The 26,362-nt window shown below is 63.8% G+C and carries 16 protein-coding genes; 12 read left to right on the top strand and 4 right to left on the bottom strand.

The genetic code is table 11. The features are described from left to right. Positions 1-24: 24 nt before the first annotated feature. The 4 genes from AB8717_RS20000 to AB8717_RS19985 all read left to right on the top strand — a co-directional run bounded on the left by AB8717_RS20000 (position 25) and on the right by AB8717_RS19985 (position 7,482). A complete protein-coding gene (locus tag AB8717_RS20000) occupies positions 25-2,364 on the top strand; it encodes a glycoside hydrolase family 95 protein (protein ID WP_443751283.1) in 2,340 nt (779 codons plus the stop codon). A 121-nt stretch (positions 2,365-2,485) separates the two neighbouring features. Beyond that, positions 2,486-3,448: a pectinesterase family protein gene (locus tag AB8717_RS19995; protein ID WP_443751282.1), complete on the top strand. Its 963-nt coding sequence runs from the start codon at positions 2,486-2,488 to the stop codon at positions 3,446-3,448. Next, on the top strand, positions 3,445-4,374 hold the full coding sequence (locus tag AB8717_RS19990) for a rhamnogalacturonan acetylesterase (protein ID WP_443751281.1): 930 nt from the start codon (positions 3,445-3,447) through the stop codon (positions 4,372-4,374). The genes AB8717_RS19995 and AB8717_RS19990 overlap by 4 nt, the downstream gene beginning before the upstream one ends. Before the next feature lie 12 nt (positions 4,375-4,386). Next, positions 4,387-7,482, top strand: coding sequence for a sugar-binding domain-containing protein (locus AB8717_RS19985; RefSeq protein WP_443751280.1), 3,096 nt, complete (start codon positions 4,387-4,389; stop codon positions 7,480-7,482). A gap of 95 nt (positions 7,483-7,577) precedes the next feature. Here AB8717_RS19985 and AB8717_RS19980 read toward each other — a convergent pair whose 3' ends face one another. The 4 genes from AB8717_RS19980 to AB8717_RS19965 form a co-directional block, all read right to left on the bottom strand. Further along, positions 7,578-9,134, bottom strand: a complete 1,557-nt coding sequence (locus AB8717_RS19980; protein ID WP_443751279.1) for an alpha-N-arabinofuranosidase — start codon at positions 9,132-9,134, stop codon at positions 7,578-7,580. 114 nt (positions 9,135-9,248) lie between these two features. Further along, positions 9,249-10,079, bottom strand: a complete 831-nt coding sequence (rutD, locus tag AB8717_RS19975; protein ID WP_443751278.1) for a pyrimidine utilization protein D — start codon at positions 10,077-10,079, stop codon at positions 9,249-9,251. Beyond that, entirely contained in the window at positions 10,079-10,435 is a 357-nt protein-coding gene (locus tag AB8717_RS19970; protein WP_443751277.1) for a nuclear transport factor 2 family protein, read from the bottom strand. The genes rutD and AB8717_RS19970 overlap by 1 nt, the downstream gene beginning before the upstream one ends. A 320-nt stretch (positions 10,436-10,755) precedes the next feature. Beyond that, entirely contained in the window at positions 10,756-12,165 is a 1,410-nt protein-coding gene (locus tag AB8717_RS19965) for a helix-turn-helix domain-containing protein (protein ID WP_443751276.1), read from the bottom strand. 224 nt (positions 12,166-12,389) lie between these two features. Here AB8717_RS19965 and aceA point away from each other — a divergent pair, with 224 nt between their 5' ends. The 8 genes from aceA to AB8717_RS19925 all read left to right on the top strand — a co-directional run bounded on the left by aceA (position 12,390) and on the right by AB8717_RS19925 (position 26,330). Beyond that, entirely contained in the window at positions 12,390-13,676 is a 1,287-nt protein-coding gene (gene aceA / locus AB8717_RS19960; RefSeq protein WP_443751275.1) for an isocitrate lyase, read from the top strand. Between the two features lie 23 nt (positions 13,677-13,699). Continuing rightward, on the top strand, positions 13,700-13,909 hold the full coding sequence (locus tag AB8717_RS19955) for a hypothetical protein (RefSeq protein ID WP_443751274.1): 210 nt from the start codon (positions 13,700-13,702) through the stop codon (positions 13,907-13,909). Between the two features lie 320 nt (positions 13,910-14,229). Then, positions 14,230-15,807 (top strand): malate synthase A, encoded by a 1,578-nt coding sequence (aceB, locus tag AB8717_RS19950; RefSeq protein ID WP_443751273.1) that lies wholly within the window; start codon positions 14,230-14,232, stop codon positions 15,805-15,807. A gap of 244 nt (positions 15,808-16,051) precedes the next feature. Further along, positions 16,052-17,167 carry an acyltransferase family protein gene (locus AB8717_RS19945; protein WP_443751272.1) on the top strand — a complete coding sequence of 372 codons (1,116 nt, stop codon included), beginning with the start codon at positions 16,052-16,054 and terminating at the stop codon, positions 17,165-17,167. 7 nt (positions 17,168-17,174) lie between these two features. Then, positions 17,175-17,951, top strand: coding sequence for a GntR family transcriptional regulator (locus tag AB8717_RS19940; protein ID WP_443751271.1), 777 nt, complete (start codon positions 17,175-17,177; stop codon positions 17,949-17,951). A gap of 8 nt (positions 17,952-17,959) precedes the next feature. Next, positions 17,960-20,206, top strand: a complete 2,247-nt coding sequence (locus AB8717_RS19935) for an alpha-N-acetylglucosaminidase (RefSeq protein ID WP_443751270.1) — start codon at positions 17,960-17,962, stop codon at positions 20,204-20,206. 18 nt (positions 20,207-20,224) lie between these two features. Further along, positions 20,225-22,696 (top strand): beta-galactosidase GalA, encoded by a 2,472-nt coding sequence (gene galA / locus AB8717_RS19930; protein WP_443751269.1) that lies wholly within the window; start codon positions 20,225-20,227, stop codon positions 22,694-22,696. Positions 22,697-23,255: 559 nt separating this feature from the next. Next, positions 23,256-26,330, top strand: a complete 3,075-nt coding sequence (locus AB8717_RS19925) for a TonB-dependent receptor (protein ID WP_443751268.1) — start codon at positions 23,256-23,258, stop codon at positions 26,328-26,330. The last annotated feature ends 32 nt before the right edge of the window (positions 26,331-26,362 follow it).

Raw genomic sequence — 26,362 nt, 5'->3', positions numbered from 1 at the left:
CGGAAACGCAGCAAGGATGCCGAAATGCCTACTTTGAACCGCCGGGCCGCCCTGAAGGTGGCCGCCGCCGCCGGCCTTATCGGCGTGCCCGCCGCCGTCCGCGCCGAGACGCCGCCTTCACCCCTTACCCTGTGGTACAAGCAGCCGGCCAGCGTATGGACCGAAGCCCTGCCCATCGGCAACGGGCGGCTGGGGGCCATGGTCCATGGCGGCATCACGCGGGAGGAAATCCAGCTTAACGAAGACACCTTGTGGGCCGGCGGGCCGTACGATCCTGTACACAAGGGCGCGGTGCAGAACCTGGCCGAAGTCCGCCGGCTGATCTTCGCCGGCAAATATCCCGAGGCCGAAGCGCTGATCGAAAAAGGCATGATGGCCCAGCCCGAACGCCAGATGTCGTACCAGACGGTGGGCTCGCTCTGGCTGACCACGGGCGTGTCGTCCATGGTCGGCGGGTATCGCCGCGAACTCGACCTCGACCGCGCCGTCGCCACCACCACCTACAGCCAGAACGGCGCGACCTTCACGCGTGAAGCCTTCGTCTCGCCGGTCGACCAGGTTCTGGTCGTACGCCTTTCCGCCGACAAGCCGGGCCGCATCAACCTGCATTGCGAGTACGACACACCGCAGCGCGCCGGGACCGGGCTTGATGGCGGCCAGCTGCTGCTCAAGGGTTATAACTCGAGCCAGCAGGGCATAGACGCGGCCCTGACCTATGAGGCGCGGCTGATGACGCGTCGCAGCGGCGGCACCGAGACGTCGGGCCCCGGCGACATCGTCATCACCGGCGCCGATGAAGTCGTGCTGCTGGTCGCCATGGCGACCTCGTTCAAAAGCTGGAACGACGTGTCGGGCGACCCGGCAGCGCTGAATCGGGCCGTGCTGCAAAAGGCCGCCGCCAAGTCGTACGGCCAGCTGCTGGGCGACCACGTCGCAGAGCACCAGCGGCTGTTCCGGCGGGTGTCGGTCGATCTCGGCACCACGGACGCTGCAGCCGATCCGACCAATGAACGCATTTCGAAGTCGCAGACGCGCGACGACCCGGCGCTGACGGCCCTCTATTACCAGTTCGGCCGCTATCTTTTGATCTGCTGTTCGCGTCCCGGCACCCAGGCCGCCGGCCTGCAAGGCATATGGAACGACAAGCTCAACGCCCCGTGGGGCGGCAAGTACACGATCAATATCAATACCGAGATGAACTACTGGCTGGCCGAGCCCGCCAACCTGTCGGAATGCGTCCTGCCGCTGGTCGACCTGGTCAAGGACATCGCTAAACGGGGCGAGGAGACGGCGCGTGAACATTACGGCGCGCGCGGCTGGGTCTGCCACCACAATACAGACATCTGGCGCGCCACCGGCCCGATCGACGCGGCCAAGTACGGCACCTGGCCGATGGGCGGGGCCTGGCTCAGCACCCACCTGTGGGACCACTACCTCTACACCAACGATCCGGCCTACCTGGCCGAAATCTATCCGATCCTGAAGGGGGCGTCGCAATTCTATCTCGACTTCCTGACGCCGGAACCGAAGCACGGTTGGCTGGTCACCTGCCCGTCCATGTCGCCCGAACACACCCATCCGTTCGGGACCATGATCTGCGCGGGGCCCACCATGGACACGCAGCTTCTCAACGACCTGTTCGACATTACGGTCAAGGCGGCCGCCGCGCTGAAGACAGACAAGGCCTTCGTCAAGCAGGTCCAGGCCACGCGGGCGAAACTGCCCCCCATGCAGATCGGATCGCAAGGCCAGTTGCAGGAATGGCTGGAAGACTGGGATATGACGGCGGTCGACCTGAACCATCGCCACGTCAGCCACCTCTACGGCCTGTTCCCCAGCTACCAGATCAATGTCCGCGACACGCCGCAGCTTGCGGCGGCCGCCAAAAAATCACTCGAAATTCGCGGCGACCAGGCGACGGGTTGGGGCACCGCCTGGCGTATCAACCTGTGGGCGCGACTGGGCGACGGCGATCATGCGCATGAAATCATGCGCTTTCTGCTGGGTCCGGAACGCACCTACCCCAACATGTTCGACGCGCATCCGCCGTTCCAGATCGACGGCAATTTCGGCGGCGCCAACGCGGTGATGGAGATGCTGTTGCAAGCCTGGGACGGAAATCTGGCGGTTCTGCCGGCCCTGCCCTCGGCTTGGCCGGCGGGGTCGATTTCCGGCCTGCGCGTGCGCGGCGGCATCGGCGCCGACCTGGCGTGGCAAGGCGGCCAGCTGAAAAGCCTTAAGCTGACACCAGATCGCGATGGCAGCCTTTCGCTGCGCCATGGCAATGCGACGCTGAAGCTCGACCTCAAGGCCGGGCGCGCGGTAACGGTCGGCTATGCCGGGGGCCGTTTGCAAATCGTGTGAGGGCGCCCTTGAAGCGTGCTCCCGTTCGTGACAATGATACCGGTGTCAATGTTAGCGATAACGAAAAAAGACATGACGAGAGGAATGCCACATGTTGTCCCGAACCCTGCTTAGCGGGTTTATGCTTTTTGCAGCCATCGGTGCCCCGGCTTTGGCCGATACGCTCAAGGTCTCGCACGAGGCCGGCGCGCAATACGCCACGGTTCAGTCGGCGGTCGACGCCCTGCCCGACACCGGCGGCGATATCGACATCGCGCCCGGCACCTACCGCGAAAAGATCGTCATCGCCAAAAACGGCGTCCATCTGCACGGCACCGGCGCCAGGCCCGAGGACACGGTCCTCGTCTATGGCGACGGCGCCTCGAACGCCGGCGGCACCTTCAAGTCGTACAGCGTACTGGCCTCAGGCGATGACTTCCACGCCGATGACCTGACGATCCAGAACGACTACTGGCTCAACCCCGACAACAAGCCGTCGCAGGCCGTGGCGCTGAACCTGATCGGCGACCGCGCCGTGCTGACCCATGTGCGGCTGCTCGGACACCAGGATACGCTCTACGCCAACAAGGGCGCCGGCGGCCGCATGAGCCGCCAGTTCTTTTCCGACTGCTATATCGAAGGTCATGTCGACTTCATCTTCGGCAACGCAAAGGCCTACTTCCAGAACTGCCGCATCCACGGCCTGGCGCATTCGTCGGTCATGTATACGGCGCAGAGCAAGAACACACCGGCGGACGACAGCGCCTACGTCTTCGACCACTGCACCCTGACCGCCGAAGCCGGCGCGCAGGATATCGCGCTCGGCCGCGCCTGGCGGACCTATGCCACCGTCATCTTCCTCGATACCGACATGCAGGCCGATATCATCAAGGCCGGCTGGCGCGAGTGGACGCCCGGCAAGACCAATACCCTGCCGTTCGCCTATTACGCCGAATACAAGTCGACCGGCCCCGGCGCCAATCCGACGGGCCGTGAGCCCTACAGCCTGCAACTGACGGACACGCAGGCCGCCGCGTGGCGTCTGGATGCCTTCTACAAGGGCGATACCGCCTGGATCCCCCAAAACGTGAGGAACGCGAAATGAAAAAGGCTATTCTCATTCTGGCTGCCGGCCTGGCCGTAGCCCTGCCTGCGGCAGCGCAAATCCAGCCGACAATCGTTCCCGCGCCCGTCGTCGCGCAGCTTCCGGCCGTCACCGACGCCGCCCAGCGCGCCGCCATCAAGCGCATCGTCCCGAAGAAGATCATCCTCGTCGGCGATTCCACCACCCAGGTCGGCAGCGGCTGGGGCGGGTCGTTCTGCGCCAACCACCTGACCTCGTTCGTGTCTTGCGTGAACCTGGCGCGCGGCGGCCGCGGCACCTTCGACTACCGCGCCGAAGGCTCGTGGGACATCGCGCTCAGCGAAATGAAGGCGCCGGGCTACGCCCAGGTCTACGTCCTCATCCAGTTCGGCCACAACGACCAGCCGGGCAAACCCGGACGGTCGACCGACCTGGCCACCGAATATCCGGCCAACCTGAAGCGCTACGTCACCGAGGCCCGCGCCGCCGGCGCCATTCCCGTGCTGGTGACGCCGCTGACGCGCCGAGCCTTCAAGAACGGTTCCTTGCAGGACGACCTTCAGCCCTGGGCGGAGGCGGTCAAATCGGTGGCCAAGGAGATGGACGTGCCGCTGGTCGACCTGCACGCCCTGTCGGTCGCCGCCGTGCAACAGATGGGCCCGGTCGAAGCGATTACGCTTGCCGAAACCATGCCGCCGCAAGAGGTGATCGAGGCTGCGAAGACGGGCACGACGATCGGCGCGCCGAAAACCACGCCTGCCGCCCCGGCGGCCAGCACCGAGGTTCTGGAAAAGCCGCAGGGCCATCCGACCGTCGTCTTCGACTACACGCACCTCGGGCCCAAGGGCGCCGACTACGTCTCGAAGATGGTCACGGTCGAGCTGGCGCGCGTCGTGCCGGACCTGCGCCGCGACCTCGTCGAAGATCTCTATCCGCCGCATCAGTAACAGGCCACGCACATGTGGTTTTCCGTCAATCGCCGCGCCCTGCTCGGCGCCGCAACCGCCGCTGGCCTGAGCACGGGCCTGTCGGTACAAGCCGCCACAACGGCACCTGACCGTATCGCCATCCCCGACGACGGCTGGATGCTGTCGCTCGACCCCAAGGCGGCCTGGAAGGAAGACGACATCTTCCTGCCCGACGATGTGGTGCTGGCGTCCCTGCCCGTTCGTCCGCCGACGGACGGATGGCAATCGCTGAAGAGCGGTCTGGGCGTGACGCTGCCGGCGACGGTCGAACAGTTCTACTGGGGCCAGTTCGGCCTCAGGCCCTACACGGCCGATGAATACCGTTACGCTGACGACGACGCGATCCCGCAGAACGGCGCCTATGTCGGCGTGTCGTGGTGGACGAAGGCCATCGATATTCCGGCAACCGCTAAGGGCAAGCAGGTCTGGCTGCATATCCGCGGCGCGCGCATGCGGGCGGAAGTCTTTCTCAATGAACAGCTGGTCGGCTATTCGATCATGTCGGAACTGCCCATCGATTGCGACCTGACCAAGGCTATGAAGCCGGGCGAGCCCAACCGGCTGGCCATCCGCATCACCAATCCGGGCGGACGCTACGACTGGAAGGATTCCAACACCATGACCTGGGGGCACGCCAAGCTCTACCAGTCGCATGGCTTTGGCGGTATCGACCGGGGCCTGACGATCAGCATCCATCCGACGGCCGGCCGCATCGCGGACGCCTGGGTGCTCAATACGCCCGATCCGCGCGTCGTCACCGGCCATGTCGAGCTGGCGCTGAAGGACGCGCCCAATCTCGATGCGCTGAAAAAGCAGCTGAAGGCGGTGCTGACCGACACGTCAGGCGCGCCGGTCGCCGCCACCGTCACCCTCGAAGACATCGTGGCGAAGGACAAGCTCGTTACCGCCCGATTCAAGGTTTCGGCGCCGACCGCCAGGCTGTGGGACCTCGATACGCCTGTCCTCTATCGGCTGAATTTCGCGTGGGCCGGCAGTGAGAAAAACGTACGCTTCGGCTTCCGCTGGTACGGCCCCGAAGGCATCGGCACCAACGCCATGCTGCGGCTGAACGGCCGCCGCATCAAGGCCTATACCGCCATCTCGTGGGGCTACTGGGGGTATAACGGCCTGTGGCCGACGCCCGAGCTGGCCCGCCGCGAAGTGACCTCCGCCAAGGCTCTGGGCCTGAACAGCCTGTCCTTCCACCGCAATGTCGGCAAGGCCGAGGTCTTCGACGCCCAGGACGAGATGGGATTGCTGCGCAGCATGGAACCCGGCGCCGGCCGCCAGGCGATCGGCAAAGACCTGAAGCCCGGCGAGAGCCTGTCGGCAGGCGACCAATGGGTGCGCGCCTTCATGGTCGCCAAGTGCAAGGCCATGGTCCGCGCCTTCCGCTCGCACCCGTGCCTGGTGCATTACACGCTGCAGAACGAGGTCTCGGCCAAGCTGGAAAATCCCGATGTCGAAGCGGTATTGCGCGCCATGCACGACCTCGACCCCAGCCGCACCGTCATCCTCAACGACGGCTTTGTCGGGCGCGGGGCGGCGCAAGCCATGTTCCTGCCCTATGACGACCACCTCTATCGCTCGGACAAGGAGACGGCCGGCGGCTGGTGGGTCAACCACCAGGGCGCGGGCGACCAGTGGTACGACAAGTTCTATCAGGACAAGGACAATTTCATCCACCGCCAGACCATGCCCGAAGCGATCGTCGAGTTCGGTGAGATGGAGGGCTGCGCCGTCGCAGACAACCACGTCAAGATGGTCGCCGATAGTCTGCAGCACGGCGGCAAGAGCTACGATCTTCAGGACCACAAGGACATCGTGGCGGGGGCGGCGAGCTATCTCGACACGTGGGGCTTCCGTGGCGCCTTTCCGACGACCGAGGGATATTTCCTGTCGGTCGGAAAAAAGCAGTACGACAGCTGGCAGAACTATCTCGAAAACATCCGCATCTGCGACCAGGTCGACATGGCGGCGATCAGCGGCTGGGAATCGACGGCGATCGAGAATCATTCAGGCATTGTCGACAACCTGCGCTACTTCCATTCCGATCCGGAACTGTTGCGCATGAGCCTCCTGCCCGTGCGGCCGGTCGCCAAGCAGCGCAAGCTGGCCTATGCCGTGGGGGAAGCGGCCGAGGTCGATATCTGGCTGCTCAACGACACGGGCCAGACGGTGGCGGGCGAGCTGGCCCTCAGCCTGGTCGATCCATCCGGCCGCGTGGCCTCGGTTTCGCATTATGCCGCACCTGCGAACATCACAAACCAGTTCAGCTACCTGCTGGCGGAAAAGGTCGCCCTGCCCGCCTTTGCGGCGGAAGGCAAACACACCATCCGCCTGGAGCTGAGTGGCCGCCCCGACGTCGCTTTCAATCGGGAAGTCTGGGTGACGCGCATCGATATCAAGCCCGCCAAGCCGTTGCGCATCGCCGTGTCGGGCGTGGCGAAATCGTTCCGCGATCGCCTGGCGGCGCTGCCCGGCGTTACGGTCGAGGACTTCACGACGGGTGGGGCCTATACCGCCGTCATCGCCTCGGGCCTCAAGGCGGACGAGATTGCGAAGCGCCAGGTCGGCGACCAGACAGGCAACGAGGCGACACCGAAAAAAAGCGACAAGCCGAAGCTGGTCCTCGGCGAATTGCCGCCGGACGTGCTGGCAGCGGTCAAGGCCGGCCTGCCGTTGATGGCCGTCGTACCGGAAGATGGCCTGGCCGACGGCGTGGCCAGGCAACTGGCCGATCTCGGCCTGTTCACCTATGCTGGCCAGGTCGGAAACCTGCGCGCGCCCTGGATGGGCAACTGGAACATCCTGCGCAAGCACGCCCTGTTCGACGGTATTCCGTCCGACATGGCGGCGGGCGTTCTGCACCAGATCGAGGGTCAGCCGTCGAACGGCCTGATCATCGAGGGCGACGGCATCGAGGTCGTGGCCGCCTACAGCCGCGACCACGACCGCCGCATGGGTGCGTCAAGCTTCACGGTGAAAAAAGCCGGCATGAAGGCGCTGGTCCATCGCCTGCCCGACATGGCCGGGCCGCTGCAAACGCGCTTCCTGATCAATGCAATAGGATGGCTGGCGGCGTAGCGTGTGACTGCCGCCGAGGCCGAGGAGGTGGAAGAGGCTGCATCAGGCAGCGGATGACGGAAGGGGCATAACATCCCCTTCCGCATACTGCGGACCTATTCCAGCCCGATCACCGTCACCGAGGCCGGGGCCACGGTGATCGAAAGCTTGCCGTTGGCGATCTTGGCCGAAACCGCCTTGGGGGCGACGGTGTTGGGCTGTTCGAACGTATTGACGCTGTCGATCTTCGGGGCCGACAGGGTCTGGCCCGACGCCTTCGTCGCCTTGACGCCGTTGATCGCGACGCTGAAGGTCACGGGCGATTTCGGATCGACATTGGTGATGGCGATCCACACCTTGCCCGCCTTATCCTTGGCAGCGACCGCATCGACGCGCGGCAGGGTGATGCCGTTCGTCGTATATTGCCCGGCGTCGAAGGCCAGCGGGACGAAGGTCGCGTCCTGGAACGGCACGTACATGTGGAAGACGTGGTAGGTCGGGGTCAGCAGCATCTTGTCCTTGTCGGTCAGGATCATGGCCTGCAGGACGTTGATCATCTGCGCGATATTGGCCATGCGGACGCGGTCGGCGTGGCGCGCGAAGATGTTGATGTTGAGCGCGGCCAGGACGGCGTCGCGCTGGCTGTTCTGCTGCACCAGGAAGCCTTCGTGCGTCCCGGGCGTCGCCTGCAGCCAGGCGCCCCATTCGTCGACGACAAGGGCGACCTTCTTTTCAGGATCGTACTTGTCCATGATCGCCGAGTGCGTCGCGACCAGCTTTTCCATGCCGAGCGTTTCGTTGAGCAGGATGGCATAATCCTTCTCGTCGAAGCCGGTCGCCGGCAGGTGCGGCGGCCAGCCGCCCGTCGAATACGAGTGCAGCGACAGGCCTTCGATGTCCCACGCCCACGAATGGCCCTGCCACGCCTTCATGACGGCTTCGGTATAGCTGGTGTCGGCGACGTTCGGGCCGACGGCCACGCGCTTCATCGGCTGGGCGGGATTGTAGTTGTGCACGAAGCGGGCATAGCGCTTCATTTCGCTGACATAGAAGTCGGGCGTCATGGCGCCGCCGCAGTCCCACGACTCGTTGCCGAGGCCGAGGATCGCCACCTTGTACTGTTCCGGATGGCCGTTCCTGGCGCGCTCCTGGCCCATGGCGTCGTCGGTCGACGAGGTCATGTATTCGACCCATTCGGCCGCTTCCTGCGGCGTGCCCGAGCCGACATTGACCGAGACATAGGCCTCGGTGCCGATCTGCTGGGCGAAGTCCATGAACTCGTCGGTGCCGAAGGTGTTGGGCTCGACCACGCCGCCCCAGTTGGTGTTGACGGCGGCCTTGCGCTCCGGCCCGACGCCGCGTCGCCAGTTATATTCGTCGGCGAAACAACCGCCCGGCCAGCGCACATCCGGCACCTTCAGTGCCTTCAGCGCCGCCACGACGTCGTTGCGGATACCCCGTGTGTTGGGAATGGTCGAATCCTTGCCGACCCAGATGCCGCCATAGATGCCGCTGCCCAGATGCTCGGCGAACTGGCCGAAGATATGGCGGTCGATGACCGGCCCGGGCTTCGACGCATCCAGCGTCATCTGCACGGGCGTGTCGGCCGCCTCAGCGATGGCGGGTAAAATGAAGGCAGCCGCGATCGCGGCCACGGAGGTCAGAAGGCGCATGGATATCTCCCTTGAATCGGATTTCGGCGCCTGGTCCAGCGCACTTATATGTCTGAGTATTAGCAGATCATCAGCCAGCGTAAAGGGTGAAGACACGCGAAGGATGGCTGCCGCCTAAAGTTCCCGCAGGAATGTCAGCAGATAACGGTCGAACTCTTCCGGCACGGTGACATTGACGGCATGGCCGCCCCACGGCACGGCGACAAACTGCGGGTTGGACAGACCCTCGGCCAGGTTAGCCGAAGCGCGCACCGGCACCAGCATGTCGTCCAGACTGCCCATGACCAGTACAGGGCAGGCGATGTCGCCGAGGCGCTCCCGGATATCGAAGTCGGACAGCGCCTGGATGCGGGCGGCAAGGACCTGTGCGGACGGGAAGCCCGCCGCCTGGTGCGCGGCCAGCGCGTCGAGGTCGTCAAGATGATCGGCAATCCACTCGGCTGGAAAGAGGGCCATAGGCTGCGCCCTGAGCCAGGCTTCCGGTCCGCCCGCGCGGTAGATAGCCATGTAAATGTCGAGGCAGCGCGCGGTGTAGGGCTCGGTCGCCGCCCAGCCGTTGATCGCTGCAACGCTCAGGACACGCTCCGGCGCATCGAGCGCCAGTTGCAGCCCCGCCAGCGCGCCGGCGGCGTGACCGACGATGTGCGCCGCTTCGTAATCGAGCCCGTCGAGAATGGCGGCAATATCGCCGGCCATGTGCGACACACTGTACGGTTCAGGCAGGTCGGCATGGTCGCTGCCGCCCGTGCCGCGATGATCGTAGAGGATGACGCGGTAACGGTTCATCAGCGCCCGGACCTGCGGCCGCCAATAGGCGCCGTGGCCGTCGAGGCCCGGCGACAGGATGATCGGAATACCGGCGGGACGCCCGTACAGGCTGACCGCCAGACCGTCGATTGTAACCGTCTCGGGCTCTGGCAGTGGCGGGAGTTCGGCGTCCGGCATCAGGCGGGCGATCCGGCATAGGACGCGACGACACGAACGATCATGCCGTGGCCGTCATATTCATGCATTTCCGTGACCCAGGCGTCCGACTGGTTGCGGTAGACCATGGTGTGGCTGTCGGCGCTGATACAATTGACGACCGGTGTGAAATGCAGGTTCGGGATTTTGGACAGGCCGAGCGCGAAATAGCGCTCGAGGTCGAATTTCGTGGTCAGGGTGCCGTCGGCGGCGAATTCCAGCGTGCGCACATAGGGCGAGGTAAAGCGTACATCGTCGGCATAGAGCGCCATGATGGCGTCGAGGTCGCGGGCGTTCCATGCCGCGTACCAGGTCTCAGCCAGCCGATCGAAATCCATGTCGGAAACTCCCCGCAAATCCGGTCACAGGTTAGCGCGCGGATCGGGCCGCGAAAAGCGCTTTGTGATACTGGAAAAGGGAATGATGGGCACCGACGAGGGGGGGGGTGTAGGTGCCCATCTCATCGCCGCTGTTCGAGGGGGGGGATGAATAGCGGCGCGTGCTGTAACTATAGCAACGACAGTTAGCTTACGCAAACGGCAATTACGAGGCAATTGTCACGACTCTGTTACAAATTGCCCGCCATCCGCGCAATACTGGCCTTTATGGTAAATAGTATTGTTATACTCACACGCAATCAAGCCGTTACATGGCGGGATCAGAACGGAAACGCAGTGACCGCCTTGATCCACTCATCGACCTGAAGCGCCTTGACCGCCGGAGGCGCGGCGCGTTCGCGGCAGTTCGGCCGTTCGCACAGGCGGCACATGGGGCCGGTCTCGACGGCATTGGGGTGGCCAAGGTCGATGCCGCGGGCATAGATCAGCCTGTCGGCGTGCTTCAGCTCGCAGCCCAGCCCTACGGCCTGTTCCGACCAGGCCCCATCGGCATAGGCGCGCAGCCCCCTGTCGAGCGTGCGCGCCAGCGTAAAGAACCGCTGCCCGCCGGGCGTTTCGATGACCTGGGTGACAACGCGCCCGGGCGTCTGAAAGGCCTGGTGGATATTCCAGCGCGGGCAGGTGCCACCGTAACGGGAAAAGGGGAACGGTCCGGCGGAGAATCGTTTCGAAACGTTACCCGCGCTGTCGATGCGCACCAGGAAGAAGGGTACGCCGCGATGCCCCGGCCGCGACAGGGTGGTCAGGCGCTGCGCCGCCTGCTCGAACGACACTTCGAACGGCGCGCGCAGAAGCTCGATATCGTAGGCATTGCTCTCGGCGGCCTCCAGGAAGCGGCCATAGGGCATCAGCGTCGCTGCGGTCAGGTAGTTGATCAGCGCGATCTTGTAGAGCCGGGCGGACGCCAGGTCGGGCGCCCTCGCCTTTTCGGCCAGCGCCTTGATCTCGGCCCCGTATTCCGACAGGGCCAGTTGATAGACGACGGCGAAGCGCCGCGACGAGATGCCGAGCGTTTCCGAAATCATCAGCCGGCGGCGGTGCGGATCGAAGCGGCGCTGGTACATCATCATGACATTGGCCGGCATCAGGCGGATATCGATGCGGTGCTGTTCGCGCAGGCGGCGGCCGCCCGCCTCCTCAAGCGTATGCGGATCGGCGCCCAGAAGTTCGAACAGCTTTTCGCCGAGGTCATCGAGCTCGGGGAAGAAGTTATGGTGGCCCTGGATCTGGTCGCGCGCCCAGTCGGCGGGTGATTCGAGGTCGTCCTCGGGCGGCCGCGCTTCCAGGGCGTCGCGCTTCTTGCGTTCCGTATAGGCGCGGTAGAGCAGCGTCACCGCCTCGGCCGCCATGGGCGAGGTCGCGACCAGGTCGGCAATCTCGCGCCGTGGCAGTTTCAGGTCCTTGAACAGAGGATCGGCGAAGATTTCGGTCAGCGCGGCCTCGCCCGCCGGTTCCGTATCGTCGGTGAAGCTGCGCAGGTCGATATCGTAGGTCGAAGCCAGCTTGAGCAGGATCTGCGCCGTCACCGGGCGCTGGTTGCGTTCGAGATGGTTGAGGTAGGAGGCCGACACGCCCAAATCCTCGGCCATCTTCGTCTGGCTGAGATTGAAATCGTAACGCAGACGCTTGAGGCGCCCGCCGAGATAGAGCTTGCGTTCCAGGTCGGCCATTTTGTCATTCTGTCATAATTTTACAAAACTGCAAGTGTCGTCTTTTTCCTGATGACGCGGTTTCGCGGCGCACAAATATTTCCTTTCCAGCAAAACAAGCGCATTTCATGGATGTCGACCCGGACATGGGCGGCGGATGCGAAATGAAAATTTGTGACAAATTGACATTCGCCCGTCGTCCCGTCCGGCCCGAAATTTTTGTCCTCCCTGTTGAGAGCCCGATCATGACCACCTTCCAGGACCTCGTTCCTTCCGCCCCCGCCGGCCGTTTCGACGGCATACAGCGCCCCTACACTCCCGAAGACGTCCTGCGCCTGCGCGGCTCGTTCCCGATCAGCCATACCCTGGCCGAACGCGGCGCCAACCGCCTGTGGGCGCTGCTGCACACCGAGCCCTTCATCAACAGCCTCGGCGCCATGACCGGCAACCAGGCGATGCAGATGGTGCGCGCCGGCCTCAAGGCCATCTACCTCTCGGGCTGGCAGGTCGCCGCCGACAGCAATACGGCCTCAAGCATGTATCCCGACCAGTCGCTGTACCCGGCCAATGCCGCGCCGGAACTGTGCCGCCGCATCAACCGCACCCTGCAACGCGCCGACCAGATCGAGCATTCGGAAGGCGGCGCCAGGCGCGACTGGTTCGCCCCGATCGTCGCCGACGCCGAGGCCGGCTTCGGCGGCCCGCTCAACAGCTTCGAGATCATGAAGGCCTTTATCGAAGCCGGCGCCTCGGGCGTCCACTTCGAAGACCAGCTGGCCTCGGAAAAGAAGTGCGGCCACCTGGGCGGCAAGGTCCTGATCCCGACGCAGGCCCACGAACGCAACCTGATCTCGGCGCGCCTGGCGGCCGATGTCATGGGCGTGCCGACCCTGACCGTCGCGCGCACCGACGCCGAATCGGCGCAGCTGATCACGTCGGACGTCGATGAACGCGACCATCCGTTCATCGAGCGTGACGACCGCACCGTCGAAGGCTTCTACCGCCTGAAGCCGGGCACGGGCCTCGACCACTGCATCGCGCGCGGCCTGTCCTATGCCAAGTACGCCGACCTCCTGTGGTGGGAGACCTCGCACCCCGATCTCGACGACGCCCGCCGCTTCGCCGAGGCCGTGCACAAGGAGCATCCGGGGAAGCTCCTGGCCTACAACTGCTCGCCGTCCTTCAACTGGAAGGCCAAGCTCGACGAGGCCACGATCGCCAAATTCCAGCGCGAGCTGGGCGCCATGGGCTACAAGTTCCAGTTCGTGACTCTGGCCGGCTTCCATGCCTTGAACAACTCGATGTTCGAGCTGGCCGACGGCTACCGCGACCACGGCATGGCCGCCTATTCGGAGCTTCAGCAACGCGAATTCGGCAACGAAGCGCTGGGCTATACCGCCACCCGCCACCAGCGCGAAGTCGGCACCGGCTATTTCGACAAGGTCGCCGAGACCATCACCAACGGCCAGTCGTCGACGACGGCTATGAAAGAATCCACCGAGACCGCCCAATTCACCATCGCGGCGGAATAACTGAAGCCAAAAGGAGTTAAACCATGGAACCCATGACCCGTCCCCAGGCCATCATCGAATTCTGCCTGGCCCCACTCAAGCTCGATCCGCAGTCCGAAGCGACCCAGGAAGCGATGCGCCGCATGGAGCACGTGCTCAAGACCTACCAGGCGAAGATCGCCCAGCCCGTCCCGGTCGACTTCTCGAAGATGCCGTCGCTCGTCATCAACGAAGCTGCGTTCGGGTACGAGTGAAAGTAAGCAAACGACATCGGAACTCTTCCCTTCTCCCCACCTGAGGGGAGAAGGTGGCCCGAAGGGCCGGATGAGGGGTCTACCGCACGGTCAGCGCACGCATCTGCTGACGGTTACCCCTCACCCGGTAGCGTACCGCTCCCGTCCTCTCCCCTCAAGTGGGGAGAGGAAGATTCCCATACGGCGGCGATAACAATAAAGGCGCCCAGGAAACACGCCGGATAACAGCCGCCCAAGCGCCCTTCCGTCTCCCACCCCTCACCGGACGGAAGGGCGCACCCTTTTCATCATCGCCAAGCTCAGGTTAAGGAGAGGCTCTCATGCCGCTGGACACCACAATGCCCGCCACCGTCGACATCGCCGCTCCCGTCACCGGGCGCATGGGCGAAATTCTCACGCCGGAAGCCCTGACCTTTCTGGCGGAACTGCATCGCCGCTTCGAGCCGCGCCGCCAGGAACGCCTGATGGCACGCACGGTCCGCCAGGCGGAGTTCGACGCCGGCGCCCTGCCCGATTTCCTGGCCGAAACCGCCGACATCCGCAAAGCCAATTGGACCGTCGCGCCGATCCCGGCCGATCTTCAGGACCGCCGCGTCGAAATCACCGGCCCGGTCGACCGCAAGATGATCATCAATGCGCTCAATTCGGGCGCAAAGGTCTTCATGGCCGACTTCGAAGACGCCAATTCACCGACGTTTTCCAACTGCATCGACGGGCAACTGAACCTCAAGGACCGGTGGGCCGGCAAGCTGTCGTACGACGATCCCACGACAGGCAAGGCCTACCGCCTCAACGACGACGTCGCCGTTTTGAAAATCCGCCCGCGCGGCTGGAGGCTCGACGAGCGCCACGCCACGGTCGCGGGCCAGGTCATGTCAGGCGCCCTGTTCGACTTCGGGCTCTACATGTTCCACTGCGCCCGGGCAGCGATCGACCAAGGCTCCGGGCCCTACTTCTACCTGCCCAAGATGGAATCGCATCTGGAGGCGCGGCTGTGGAACGACGTCATCGTCTTCGCGCAGGATTACCTTGGCCTGCCGCAAGGCACCGTCAAGGTCACGGCCCTGATCGAGACCCTGCCGGCGGCCTTCGAAATGGACGAAATCCTCTACGAGCTGCGCGACCATATGGCGGGGCTCAACTGCGGGCGCTGGGACTATATTTTCAGCTTCATCAAGACCTTCGCCGAAAACCCGCGCTTCGTCACCCCCGACCGGTCGAAGATGGTCATGGGCAATGCGTTTCTCCGCGCCTATTCGGTCGAACTGATCAAAACCTGCCACCGACGCCGCGCCTTCGCCATGGGCGGCATGGCGGCCCAGATCCCGGTCAAGACCGATCCCGCCGCCAACGACGCTGCCTTTGCCCGCGTGCGCGCCGACAAGGAGCGCGAGGCCGGCGACGGCCACGACGGCACCTGGGTCGCCCACCCGGATCTTGTGCCGGTCGCCACGGCCGTCTTCGACCGCCTGATGCCGGGACCGAACCAGCTGTCGCGTCTGCGCGAAGAGATCGAAACCACGCGCGAGGACCTGCTCAAGGTCCACGACGGCACACGCACCGAACAGGGCCTGCGCGAAAATATCCGCGTCGGCATCCAGTATATCGAGGCCTGGCTGCGCGGCCGGGGTGCGGTGCCGCTCTATAACCTGATGGAAGACGCCGCCACCGCCGAGATTTCGCGCACCCAGGTGTGGCAGTGGATCCGGCATGGCGCTACGCTCGACGACGGCCGCGTTGTCACGCGGGAAAGGGTGCTGGACCTGATCGAGGCCGAGATGCGGCCATTCACGGACGGCCACTTTGCCGAGGCGCGGGCCCTGTTTACCGAACTGGCCACGGCCGCCCATTGCGCGGACTTCCTGACCGTTCCCGCCTACGCGGCATTGGACGGCTGACAGACCGCACATCGAGATGGCTTTATCGCGGTCCGGTTCCCGGGCCGCGATTTTGTTTGTCGTTCGTAAAATTGAAAATAAAATTTCATTTTATAATATTTTAGAATTGACGTACCAATTGATCGGACATATCCCTTATGTCCTGAGTTGGTCTCAAAATCCCTCCTGCCGCCAAGTGTTGTCCAGGCGGATTGGCCGCCGCGAGTTTCCCCTGGCGGCGGCCTTTTTTCTTTCAGGGCTCTTGATGGAAAAACCCCGTTTTAAATCGCTCGATGTCTTCCGTGGGCTGACGGTCTGCCTGATGATCGTGGTCAATACGTCGGGCGCCGGCGCCGATCCGTTTTCGCTGCTCAGCCACGCCAAATGGTTCGGCCTGACCCTCGCCGATCTTGTCTTTCCGGCTTTTCTGTTCGCCGTCGGCAATGCGATGAGCTTCGGCGATCCGAAGGCCGCCCCGGCGGGTGAGTTTTTCGCGAAAGTCAGCAAACGCGCCGCCATTATCTTCCTGCTCGGCTACCTGATGTACTGGTTTCCGTTCTTTCATCAGAACCCGGACGGAAGCTGGGCGTTCAATCCGATCGACCATACGCGTATCATGGGCGTGCTGCAGCGGATCGCCCTGTGCTTCCTGTTCGCCTCGATCGCCATCCGCTACCTGTCGTGGCGTGGACTGGCAGCCTTAAGCGCCGGCCTGCTGCTCGGCTACTGGGGCGCATTGATGGTCCTGGGCCCGCCAGGCGAACAGCTGACGCCCCTCGGCAATATCGCCGCGCAATTCGACCGCGCCGTACTTGGCGTCGACCATATGTACGTCAAAGGCCATGGCTATGATCCGGAAGGCCTGTTCAGCACCCTGCCCGCCATCGCCAATGTCATTGCAGGCTATCTTGCCGGCCGTTACATCGCGTCGCGGCCCGACCGCAAAAAAACCGTCCGTATGCTGCTGATCTCCGGGGCCGTGGCGCTTCTGGCCGGTTTTGCCTGGAGCCTCGCCTTTCCGCTGGCCAAGCGCCTGTGGACCAGTTCGTTCGCCCTGGTCAATATCGGCCTCGACCTGGCCTTGCTCGGCGGCCTGATCGCCTGGGTCGAGATCGCCAAGATCCGCTTCGGCCAGCGCTTCTGCGAGGTGTTCGGCCGCAATCCGCTGGCCATTTATCTCTTTTCGGAACTGTTCGTCACCGTACTACAACTGATCAAGGCGCCGGACGGCAAGGGCCTGTACGACTGGATCGGCCTCCATCTCTTCCAGGCCGTGGCGCCCGGCCCGGTCGGCGCGCTTCTATGCGCCATCGCCTATATGCTGGCCTGCTGGCTCTTCGGCTACGCCCTCGACCGCAACCGCATCCTCATCAAGATCTGAGCCTGACATGAGCGATCTTCGTCCCCCGCCCGCCCCCGCCACCCTTTCTTTCTCTGAGATCATCGGCCCCATCGACAAGCAGCGTGGCGCACCGCTGTATATGCAGTTGCAGCGGTCGTTACGCGACGCCATCCAGACCCAGGTGCTGACGCCGGACGACATGATCCCGCCGGAACGCGACCTGGCGGCCGAGCTCGGCGTGTCGCGCATCACCGTGCGCAACGCCATCGAGGGCCTGGTCGCCGAGGGCCTGCTGACCCGCAAACGGGGCGCCGGAACCTTCGTGGCGGCCCGCGTCAAAAAGGATTTCTCGCGTCTGACCTCGTTTTCCGAAGACATGGCGGCGCGCGGCCGGAAAACCCATTCGCAATGGTTGTCGAAAAGCGAGGGTGTGGTGACGCCGGAAGAAGCCCTGTCCTTCGGTCTGTCACCCGGCACGCGCGTCTATCGCTTTCGGCGCCTGCGCTATGCCGACGGCCTGATCATGGCCCTCGAACACTCGACCGTGCCCGGGCACTGCCTGCCGTCGCTCGACGCCGTGGACGCTTCGCTCTACGCCGCGCTGGAAACAACTGGTCATCGTCCGGTCCGCGCCCTGCAACGGTTACGCGCCCTGGCCTTCGATGCCGAACACGCCGGTCTTCTCGGTGTCGAGCCGGGCGCCCCCGGCCTGTTCATCGAACGCCGCGGCTTTGCGGCGGACGGACGGACCTGCGAGCTGACCCAATCCTGGTATCGCGGTGACGCCTACGACGTTGTCGCGGAACTCAACGACGTGCGATAAGGGCTGTCATGACTGGTCTATCCCGCCGTCAACTGGTGGCAGCGGCCGCCGCGCTCACACCCTTGCCTGCCCTGGCCAAAACGGCGCACGGCGACGCTGCCGCGCCCGTGCTGACGCGCCTGCTGGGCCGAAAGGCCGTCGGCTTCCGGCTGACGGTCGATTCGAAACCCGCCGCCGCGCCATGGTATGAAGTGACGGCCCAGGGCGGCCATGTCGCTGTCCACGGATCGTCGGCCGTCGCGGCCTTGCGCGGTGCCTATGCCTACCTGTCGACGACCGGCACGGCCCAGATGAACTGGGAAGGCGACCGCGTCGCGTCCGGCCCCCTGCCCGACTGTCGCAGCGGCCGTGTGACGACGCCGTTCCAGCATCGCGCCTATCTCAACACCTGCACCTTCGGCTACACCACGCCCTTCTGGGACTGGAAGCGCTGGCAACGCGAAATCGACTGGATGGCCCTGCACGGCATCGACATGCCGCTGGCCATGGAAGGCCAGGACTATGTCTGGCGGCAGTTGTGGCAAGAACAGGGGCTGAATACCGCCGAGCTCGACGCTTACTTCTCGGGACCAGCCTTCACGCCCTGGCAGCGCATGGGCAATGTCGAAGGTTATCAGGCGCCGCTGCCGGCGAACTGGATCCTGAAAAAACGCGACCTGCAAAAGCGAATCCTCGGCGCCATGCGGGCCTTGGGCATGGAGCCCATCTTGCCGGCGTTCGGCGGCTATGTGCCCAAGGCCTTTGCCGACAAACATCCCGAAGCGCGCATTTACAAGATGCGCGCCTGGGAGGGTTTTCACGAGACCTGGTGGCTCGACCCCGCCGATCCTTTGTTTGCGAAGCTGGCCGGACGATTCCTCGATCTCTACGAAGCAACTTACGGCAAGGGCCGGTATTGGCTGGCCGACTCGTTCAACGAAATGCTGCCGCCGATCGGCGACGGCGCAAACCTCAAGGGCGCCTATGGCGACTCGACGGCCAATGCCGTCAAGGACGCGGACGTCGACCCGAAGGTCAAGGCCGAACGGCTGGCGGCCTATGGCAAGCGTATCCACGACTCGATCCGGCAAAGCCGGCCGGACGCCGTGTGGGTGATGCAGGGCTGGCTGTTCGGCGCGGATCAAAAGTTCTGGACCGCCGGCGCCATCGCCGCCTTTCTCAAGGACGTGCCGGATGACGGGTTGATGGTGCTCGATATCGGCAATGACCGCTATGCCAACGTCCATGCGACCGCAGAGGCCTTCCACGGCAAACAGTGGATCTATGGCTATGTCCACAATTACGGCGGCTCGAACCCGGTCTATGGCGACCTCGACTATTACCGCCAGGATGTGCCCGCGATCGCCGCCGATCCTCGGCGCGGCAACCTCAAGGGTTTCGGCGTCTTCCCGGAAGGGCTCGACACCAATTCAGTCGTCTATGAATACCTTTATGAGCTGGGATGGTCGGGCACGCCGGGCGACCTCGGCGATTGGTTGACCAATTATACACGCGCCCGCTATGGCCGAACCTCGCCCGAACTGGTGGCGGCCTGGCTGAAGGTCTCGGATGGGGTCTTCCGCACGCGGTACTGGACGCCGCGCTGGTGGCACTCGACAGCCGGCGCCTATCTGCTGTGCAAGCGCCCGGATGTCGCCATGGCCGGGTATGAAGGCGCACCGGGCGACCGGGCGGCGCTGAAGGCCGGTTTGTCGCAACTGCTGACGCTTTCGCCGTACTTTGCGAAGGCGCCGCTCTTCCGGTTCGACGTCGTCGAATTCACCCGCCACGCCGTAAGCCTCGATCTCGACGACCGTATCAAGTCGGCGATCGCGTCTTACCAGTCCGGCAAGATCGCTGACGGCGACGCCGGCGTCGATACGATCAAGACCAGGGTCAATGCGCTCGACGACCTGATGGGCGCGCAGCCGTGGAGCCTGGCCACCTGGATCGCCGAGGCGCGCGCCTATGGCGATACGCCGGCCGAGCGCGACAATTATGAAAAGAACGCCCGCGCCCAGGTCACGGTCTGGGGCGGCATCGGCAATCTCCACGACTATGCCTCCAAGGCCTGGCAAGGCCTTTATCGTGATTTCTACCTGCCGCGCTGGACCATGCTGTTCGACGCCCTTCGCGCCCCCGGCACATTCGATCAGGCCGCGGCCACGACGAAAATCACCGCCTGGGAAAACGACTGGGTGGCGTCGCGCGCGCCGATCACACGCCGGGCGCCGGCAGACCCGATCGCAGCCGCCGCGAACCTGCTAAAACTATAAAAAACCTGAGGAAATGCCATGTTCAGTCCAAGCCGCCGTACGGTTCTCGCCACGACCGCCGGCCTCCTCGCCCTGCCTTGCGGCGCCACGGCGCAGACGGCATCGTATGAGAACCTGGCCCCACGCCAGCGCATCCTGTTCGACGCCGGCTGGCGGTTCGCGCTCGGCCACGCCGGCGATGTCGACCGCGACTTCGGCTGGGGCCGCGACCAGAAGACCTTCGCCAAGTCCGGCCATGTCAGCATCGCCGAACCGGCGGCGCTCGATTTCGACGACTCGACCTGGGCGGCCGTCGACCTGCCGCACGACTGGGCGATCGACCTGCCGTTCACAAAGAACGACCACTTCACGCCACCGAAGAACCCCGAGGATGGCGATCCCGGCGCAGGCCACGGTTACAAGGCGATCGGCCGCCGCTTTCCCGAACACAGCATCGGCTGGTACCGCAAGGTCTTCACGCTCGACAAGGGCGACGACACGAAGCGCCTGACGATCGAGTTCGACGGCGTGTTCCGCGACGCCGTCGTCATCCTCAACGGCTATGTGCTGACGCGTCACGACAGCGGCTATACGCCGTTCAGCGTCAATATCAGCGACTTCATCACGACCGACGGCAGCCCGAACGTGCTGGTCGTCCGCTGCGACGCGACCCTCGGCGAAGGCTGGTTCTACGAAGGCGCCGGCATCTATCGCCATGTCTGGCTGGTCAAGACCGGCCGGACCTACGTCCCGCAATTCGGCGTGTGGGCGCATGGCGAAACGTCCGGCCGCACGACGATCGAAACCCAGGTCGCCAATGACGGCGACGACGTGCAAACTCTGACCGTGGTGGCGCAGATCTTCGACGGCGTGGGCAAGGCCGTGGCCGAAACCCGGACGCTCGTAACGCTGGCCGCGCGCAGCGAAACGACTACCTCCCAAACCGTCACGATCCCCTCGCCGCGCCTGTGGTCGCTCGACGATCCGCACCTCTATACGGTGCGCACCGAGGTCCTGTCGGGCGACAGCGTGCTCGATGTCGCCGTCACCCGCTTCGGCCTGCGCGATATCCGCTTCGACGCCAGGGACGGCTTCTTCCTCAATGGCAAAAACATTAAGGTCCGCGGCACCAATAACCATCAGGACCACGCCGGTGTCGGTATAGCCATCCCCGACACCCTGCACGCCTGGCGCGTCAAGCAGCTCAAGGACATGGGCGCCAATGCCTGGCGTTGCTCGCACAATCCGCCGTCTCCAACCGTGCTCGATGCCTGCGACCGGCTGGGCGTGCTGGTCATCGACGAGACGCGCGCCATGACGTCGACGCCCGACGGCATCGCGGAACTTCAAACCATGATCCGCCGCGACCGCAATCATCCGTCGATCATGCTGTGGTCGATCGGCAATGAAGAAACCGCGCAGCAGGGCACGGCGAGAGGCTTGAAAGTCGCGCTCGACATGCGCCGCGCGGTCAAGGCCCTGGACACGACGCGGCCTGTGACCGCCGCCATGAACCATTATCAAGGCCAGGGCATCACGCCCGCGCTCGACGTCATGGGTTTCAACTATCATGAGAGCGACATAGAGCCCTTCCGCAAGCTCTATCCCGACATGCCGATCATCGGCACCGAGACGGCCAGCGCCGTATCGACGCGCGGCGAATACGTCCGCGACGAGACCAAGGGCTATGTCCGCGCCTACGACCTCGACGCGCCGACCTATGCGCTGACCGCCGAAAAGTGGTGGACGCTTTATAATTCAAAGCCCTACCTGTCGGGCGGGCTGGTGTGGACGGGCTTCGACTATCGCGGCGAACCGACGCCGTTCAACCGCTGGCCGGAAATCTCGTCGCACTTCGGTATCCTCGACACCTGCGGCTTCCCGAAAGACGTCTACTGGTACTACCGGTCGTGGTGGCAGGCGGAGCCCGTCCTGCACCTGTTGCCGCACTGGAACTGGGAGGGGAAGGAAGGCCAGGACATAGCGGTCTGGGCCTATTCCAACCTCGATGCGGTCGAGCTGTTCGTCAACGGCAAGAGTCAGGGCCGGAAAGCCATGCCCAGGGACAGCCACCTGGAATGGAGCGTGCCCTACGCGCCCGGCGACATCACCGCCTATGGCTACAAGGGCGGCAAGGTCGTGATGAAGGCGCAGCGACGTACGGCCGGGCCCGTGGCGAAGATCGCGCTGGGCGCCGAGGTGCTGGCGCCCGGCGAAGACGGCACGGTGCTGGCGCTGATCCGGGCCGAAGCGGTCGACAAGTCTGGAATATCCGTTCCACAAGCCGACACCCTGGTCCATTTCGCCGTCGATGGTCCGGCGGACCTGATCGGCGTCGGCAACGGCAATCCGACCAGCCTCGAATCGGACCACGCGCCGCAGCGCCGGCTGTTCAACGGCCTGGCGCAGGCGATCATCCGCGTTCGGAACGGTCAGGCCGGTCGCATTTCCGTGGCCGCCGTGGTGGACGGGCTGCCCCTGACAACGGTGTCGATCGCGTTGAAAGACTGACCCGTTGAGGCAAAATGTGACTTTTCCATCACAATCCAAACAAGATGAAAAAGATTATATTACCGCATATTCCGTTTCTGAAACGCGCCGCCAAAGCTTTGTAAAGTCATATATTTCACGCCAAAACCCCAGGCAAGGCCATACCTTCGCGCTGAGGACGGAAAAAACAGACCGAACAAAATTGAAATGAAAATATCATTTCTATCACGTCTCGGAATTGACATTCTGAAGCTTAACTCATACCATTTTCAGTGTCGCGGCGGCTTCTGAAAAAGGCCGTTTGAAACAATAAGAACTACAGCAGGGTCGTCACATGCCTGCTCCCCAAAACGGAGCAGGCGGGGGTCCACAGGCCTGAAACAGTTGAAGCGTACCGGAGGCATGGGTCCGGCCCGCCGTCACTTGCGCCAACCACGGCGCGACGCATGGCAGGAAATTGGTCGGCCAATTCTTCGATATCGCTGAGAATGGTTTTCAAAGTCCATGCGCCTTGCGCGACACGGCACGAAAAAAAGGCGTCCGGGGAGAACAACCGGACACAACCATTTGGAGGAAGAACATGGCTCAGCCATCGAGAGGCAAGTCGGGATTTAAATATGTGTTGCTGGGTGCGTCGATGCTGATGGGCAGCATCAGCGTCGCCCACGCCGAGGATGCCGCGCCCAAGGCCAAGAAGGCAGACAGCGACGTGGTCGTCGTCACCGGCTTCAAGAAGAGCTATGCCGACGCCGTCCGCGCCAAGAAGAACAACATCGAAATCACCGACGGCATTTCGTCCGACGGCCTGGGCCGCTTTCCCGACCTGAACGTCGGCGAAGCGCTGCAGCGCATTCCGGGTGTCCAGATCAACCGCGAAGCCGAAGGCCGCAACGCCACCATCGGTCTGCGCGGCATGCCAGGCTACTATGCCCGCACGACGTTGAACGGCCAGGCCTTCGCCGAACCGCCGGTCGTCACCACGACGGGCGGCGCCGACGGCACGCCCATGGGCGCGTTCAACTCGGATATCTTCACGGCGTTCGTCATCGAGAAGTCGCCCATGGCCAACGCCCAGTCGGGCGGCCTGTCGGGCAATATCGACATGCAGATCGCCCCGGCGCTGGGCCGCAAGGACGGCGGAAACTTCAAGGCCTCGTACGAACACGATACGCTGGGCGACCTCAACTCGCCGGCCTACACGATCGGCTACAACAAGCACTTCTCTTCGAACTTCGCCGTGTTCGGCACACTGGCCTACAAGAAGGAAAACTTCCGCCGCGATACCCTGCGCTACAACAGCTACAGCCGCCTGACGCTCCAGAACTCGGGCCTGACCGCCGCGCAGTTCGCGTCGAAGTACGGCGCCTATTACGGTGCCGGCAACACCGCCTGCAACACCAGCGCCAACGCCTTCTGCCAGTCGCTGTATTCAGCGCTCGGCACATCCGCCTACAATGACGCTTCGACCGGCACCAAGGGCCAGGACGGCGTCTATTATCTCGACTTCCTGCGCCAATATACGCGCACGAACGTCGGCCAGCTGTGGACGGGTTCGACCGGCCTGGAATGGAAGCCGAACGACAATACCAAGATCGGCCTTATCGGCTATTACAGCGACCGCAACATGCCGAACACGATGCAGTACTTCCTGCTCAATTCGGCCTTTGTCGGCGGCGCGGGCACCACCACGCCCCTGACCACTGTCACGCTCAACAGCACGCCGGAAATCATGGCGGACGGCCGTGCCCTGGCCGAGAACGTCACCTACACCAACTACGACGGCAAGTCGTCGGCCCGCCTCTATTCGCAGCACCAGCAGTCCAAGGGCCTGATGGCCAATTACGACTGGCATAACGAAAAGTGGCACGTCTGGGGCATTCTGACCTCGTCATCGGCGCTCAACTATTCGGTTGAAACCGAACTCGACATGCGCACCGTCCCGACCGCCGCCGGCAACGGGCTGAGCACGACGATCGACACCGGCTTCGGCAGCCTCGGCGGCTTCTCGCAGGTGTCGACGCCGAACCCGCAGCAGGCCATCTATGCCCTGCCCTTCTACGACGCGACCTCGACAGGCTACGTCGCCGGCAAGTGGAACTGGAAGAGCAGCGATCCGGAAAACCTCTATACCTATGACGGCAGCCACGTCCTGAACATCTCGGGTACCGAAAGCTTCGCCACAAACACCGTCAATGCCGCGCAGATCGACGCCGAACGCACGGTCGAGTGGGGCCCGATCACCAGCATCCAGGGCGGTATCCGCCTGGAAAACAACAAGTACGGCCGCCGTGGCTTCCGCAACATGGCCTACGGCGCCCAGACGTCGAACATCACACAGGCCATGCTGGTGTCGCCGCCTTCGGTCGGCAACTTCATGGAAGGCAAGGCCGCCATCACCGGCAACTGGCAGGTCATCGACCCGTACAGCTTCCTGAAGGCCATCACGCCCGTCACCTCGTATAACGGTTCCGGCCTGACCGGGGTCGGCCTCAACGTCTATTACAAGGACGGCGGCTACGCGACGGGCAACTACGACATCTTCAACAACCTCAGCGAAGCCTACGTCCAGGCCAAGTTCGAGACGCAGGTCCTGGGCCACCGTATCCGCGGCAATGTCGGCCTGCGCGATGAAAGCACGTCATACGAAGCCAAGCTGCTGAACATGACGACCGCTATCACCAACGGTGTCGGGTCGACGGCGAACTTCTCGTGGGAAGCCTACAAGAACAAGTACAGCCACTTGCTGCCGTCCGGTATCGCCGTGGTCGACCTGACCGACGACATGGTCCTGCGCGGCGCCTTCTACAAGACCTATGTCCGGCCCCTGCCGCAGAACAGCAACCCGGTCCAGTCGATCATTGCGTCCCAGGACACGGCCAATGCCAACATCACCGACCTCAATGTCGGCTTCTCGAACAGCCGTCTGAAGCCGTATACGGCCGACTCCTACGACCTGTCGTGGGAATGGTACAACCGCCCGAACGGCGTCATCGCGCTCGCCTACTTCACCAAGAAGCTGATGAACCGCGTCGAAAGCATCTCGGATCCGGCGATCCTGTGCCCGTCGGACGGCGGCGGCTGGGGTTACGGCACCCTGACCTGGGACGGCACCTATTGTACGGCCGCCCAGAAGGATGCCAGCGGCAACACGGTTCGCGTCTTCGCCTCGGGCTCGTACAATGTCGACAAGCCGACCTACGTCCATGGCCTGGAATTCAATATCCAGCAGAACCTCGACTTCCTGCCCGGCTTCTGGAAGAACTTCGGCGGCGACTTCAACTACGCCTTCATGCAGGCCAAGCAGACCGGCGCCAACGCCGCCGCCTCGCCCTTCCCGGGCATCTCGAAGTACACCTTCAATACGATCGTCTACTACGAAACGCCCAAGTACGGCATCCGCGCGGTCTACAACTGGCGCTCGGCCTATCCGCTGACGGCCGCCGGCACCTACACGGGTGCGGCCCGTATCGCCGCCGCCCGCGGCCAGCTCGACCTGTCGGCCTCGTACAACATCAACGATCGCGTCAGCGTATCGCTCGATGCGTACAACATGACGAACTCCTACCGTCAGGAATACGAAACCGATCCGCGTATGATCCGCTGGATCGACTACGACGGCCGGACCTACACCTTTACGGTCAAGGCTACCTTCTAAGTGTCGTGAGCGGGGCCTCTCGTCAGGAGGCT

Source organism: Asticcacaulis solisilvae, from assembly GCF_052327315.1.
In the GTDB taxonomy this organism is placed as follows: Bacteria; Pseudomonadota; Alphaproteobacteria; order Caulobacterales; family Caulobacteraceae; genus Asticcacaulis; species Asticcacaulis solisilvae_B.
The sequence above is the reverse complement of the archived record's forward strand: the minus strand, read 5'-3'. Positions and strand labels throughout refer to the sequence as shown.

Coding starts and splice junctions, on each gene's coding strand:
- AB8717_RS20000 (WP_443751283.1), top strand. CDS start 25: ATGCCTACTTTGAACCGCCGGGCCGCCCTGAAGGTGGCCGCCGCCGCC.
- AB8717_RS19995 (WP_443751282.1), top strand. CDS start 2,486: ATGCTTTTTGCAGCCATCGGTGCCCCGGCTTTGGCCGATACGCTCAAG.
- AB8717_RS19990 (WP_443751281.1), top strand. CDS start 3,445: ATGAAAAAGGCTATTCTCATTCTGGCTGCCGGCCTGGCCGTAGCCCTG.
- AB8717_RS19985 (WP_443751280.1), top strand. CDS start 4,387: ATGTGGTTTTCCGTCAATCGCCGCGCCCTGCTCGGCGCCGCAACCGCC.
- AB8717_RS19980 (WP_443751279.1), bottom strand. CDS start 9,134: ATGCGCCTTCTGACCTCCGTGGCCGCGATCGCGGCTGCCTTCATTTTA.
- rutD (WP_443751278.1), bottom strand. CDS start 10,079: ATGCCGGACGCCGAACTCCCGCCACTGCCAGAGCCCGAGACGGTTACA.
- AB8717_RS19970 (WP_443751277.1), bottom strand. CDS start 10,435: ATGGATTTCGATCGGCTGGCTGAGACCTGGTACGCGGCATGGAACGCC.
- AB8717_RS19965 (WP_443751276.1), bottom strand. CDS start 12,165: ATGGCCGACCTGGAACGCAAGCTCTATCTCGGCGGGCGCCTCAAGCGT.
- aceA (WP_443751275.1), top strand. CDS start 12,390: ATGACCACCTTCCAGGACCTCGTTCCTTCCGCCCCCGCCGGCCGTTTC.
- AB8717_RS19955 (WP_443751274.1), top strand. CDS start 13,700: ATGGAACCCATGACCCGTCCCCAGGCCATCATCGAATTCTGCCTGGCC.
- aceB (WP_443751273.1), top strand. CDS start 14,230: ATGCCGCTGGACACCACAATGCCCGCCACCGTCGACATCGCCGCTCCC.
- AB8717_RS19945 (WP_443751272.1), top strand. CDS start 16,052: ATGGAAAAACCCCGTTTTAAATCGCTCGATGTCTTCCGTGGGCTGACG.
- AB8717_RS19940 (WP_443751271.1), top strand. CDS start 17,175: ATGAGCGATCTTCGTCCCCCGCCCGCCCCCGCCACCCTTTCTTTCTCT.
- AB8717_RS19935 (WP_443751270.1), top strand. CDS start 17,960: ATGACTGGTCTATCCCGCCGTCAACTGGTGGCAGCGGCCGCCGCGCTC.
- galA (WP_443751269.1), top strand. CDS start 20,225: ATGTTCAGTCCAAGCCGCCGTACGGTTCTCGCCACGACCGCCGGCCTC.
- AB8717_RS19925 (WP_443751268.1), top strand. CDS start 23,256: ATGGCTCAGCCATCGAGAGGCAAGTCGGGATTTAAATATGTGTTGCTG.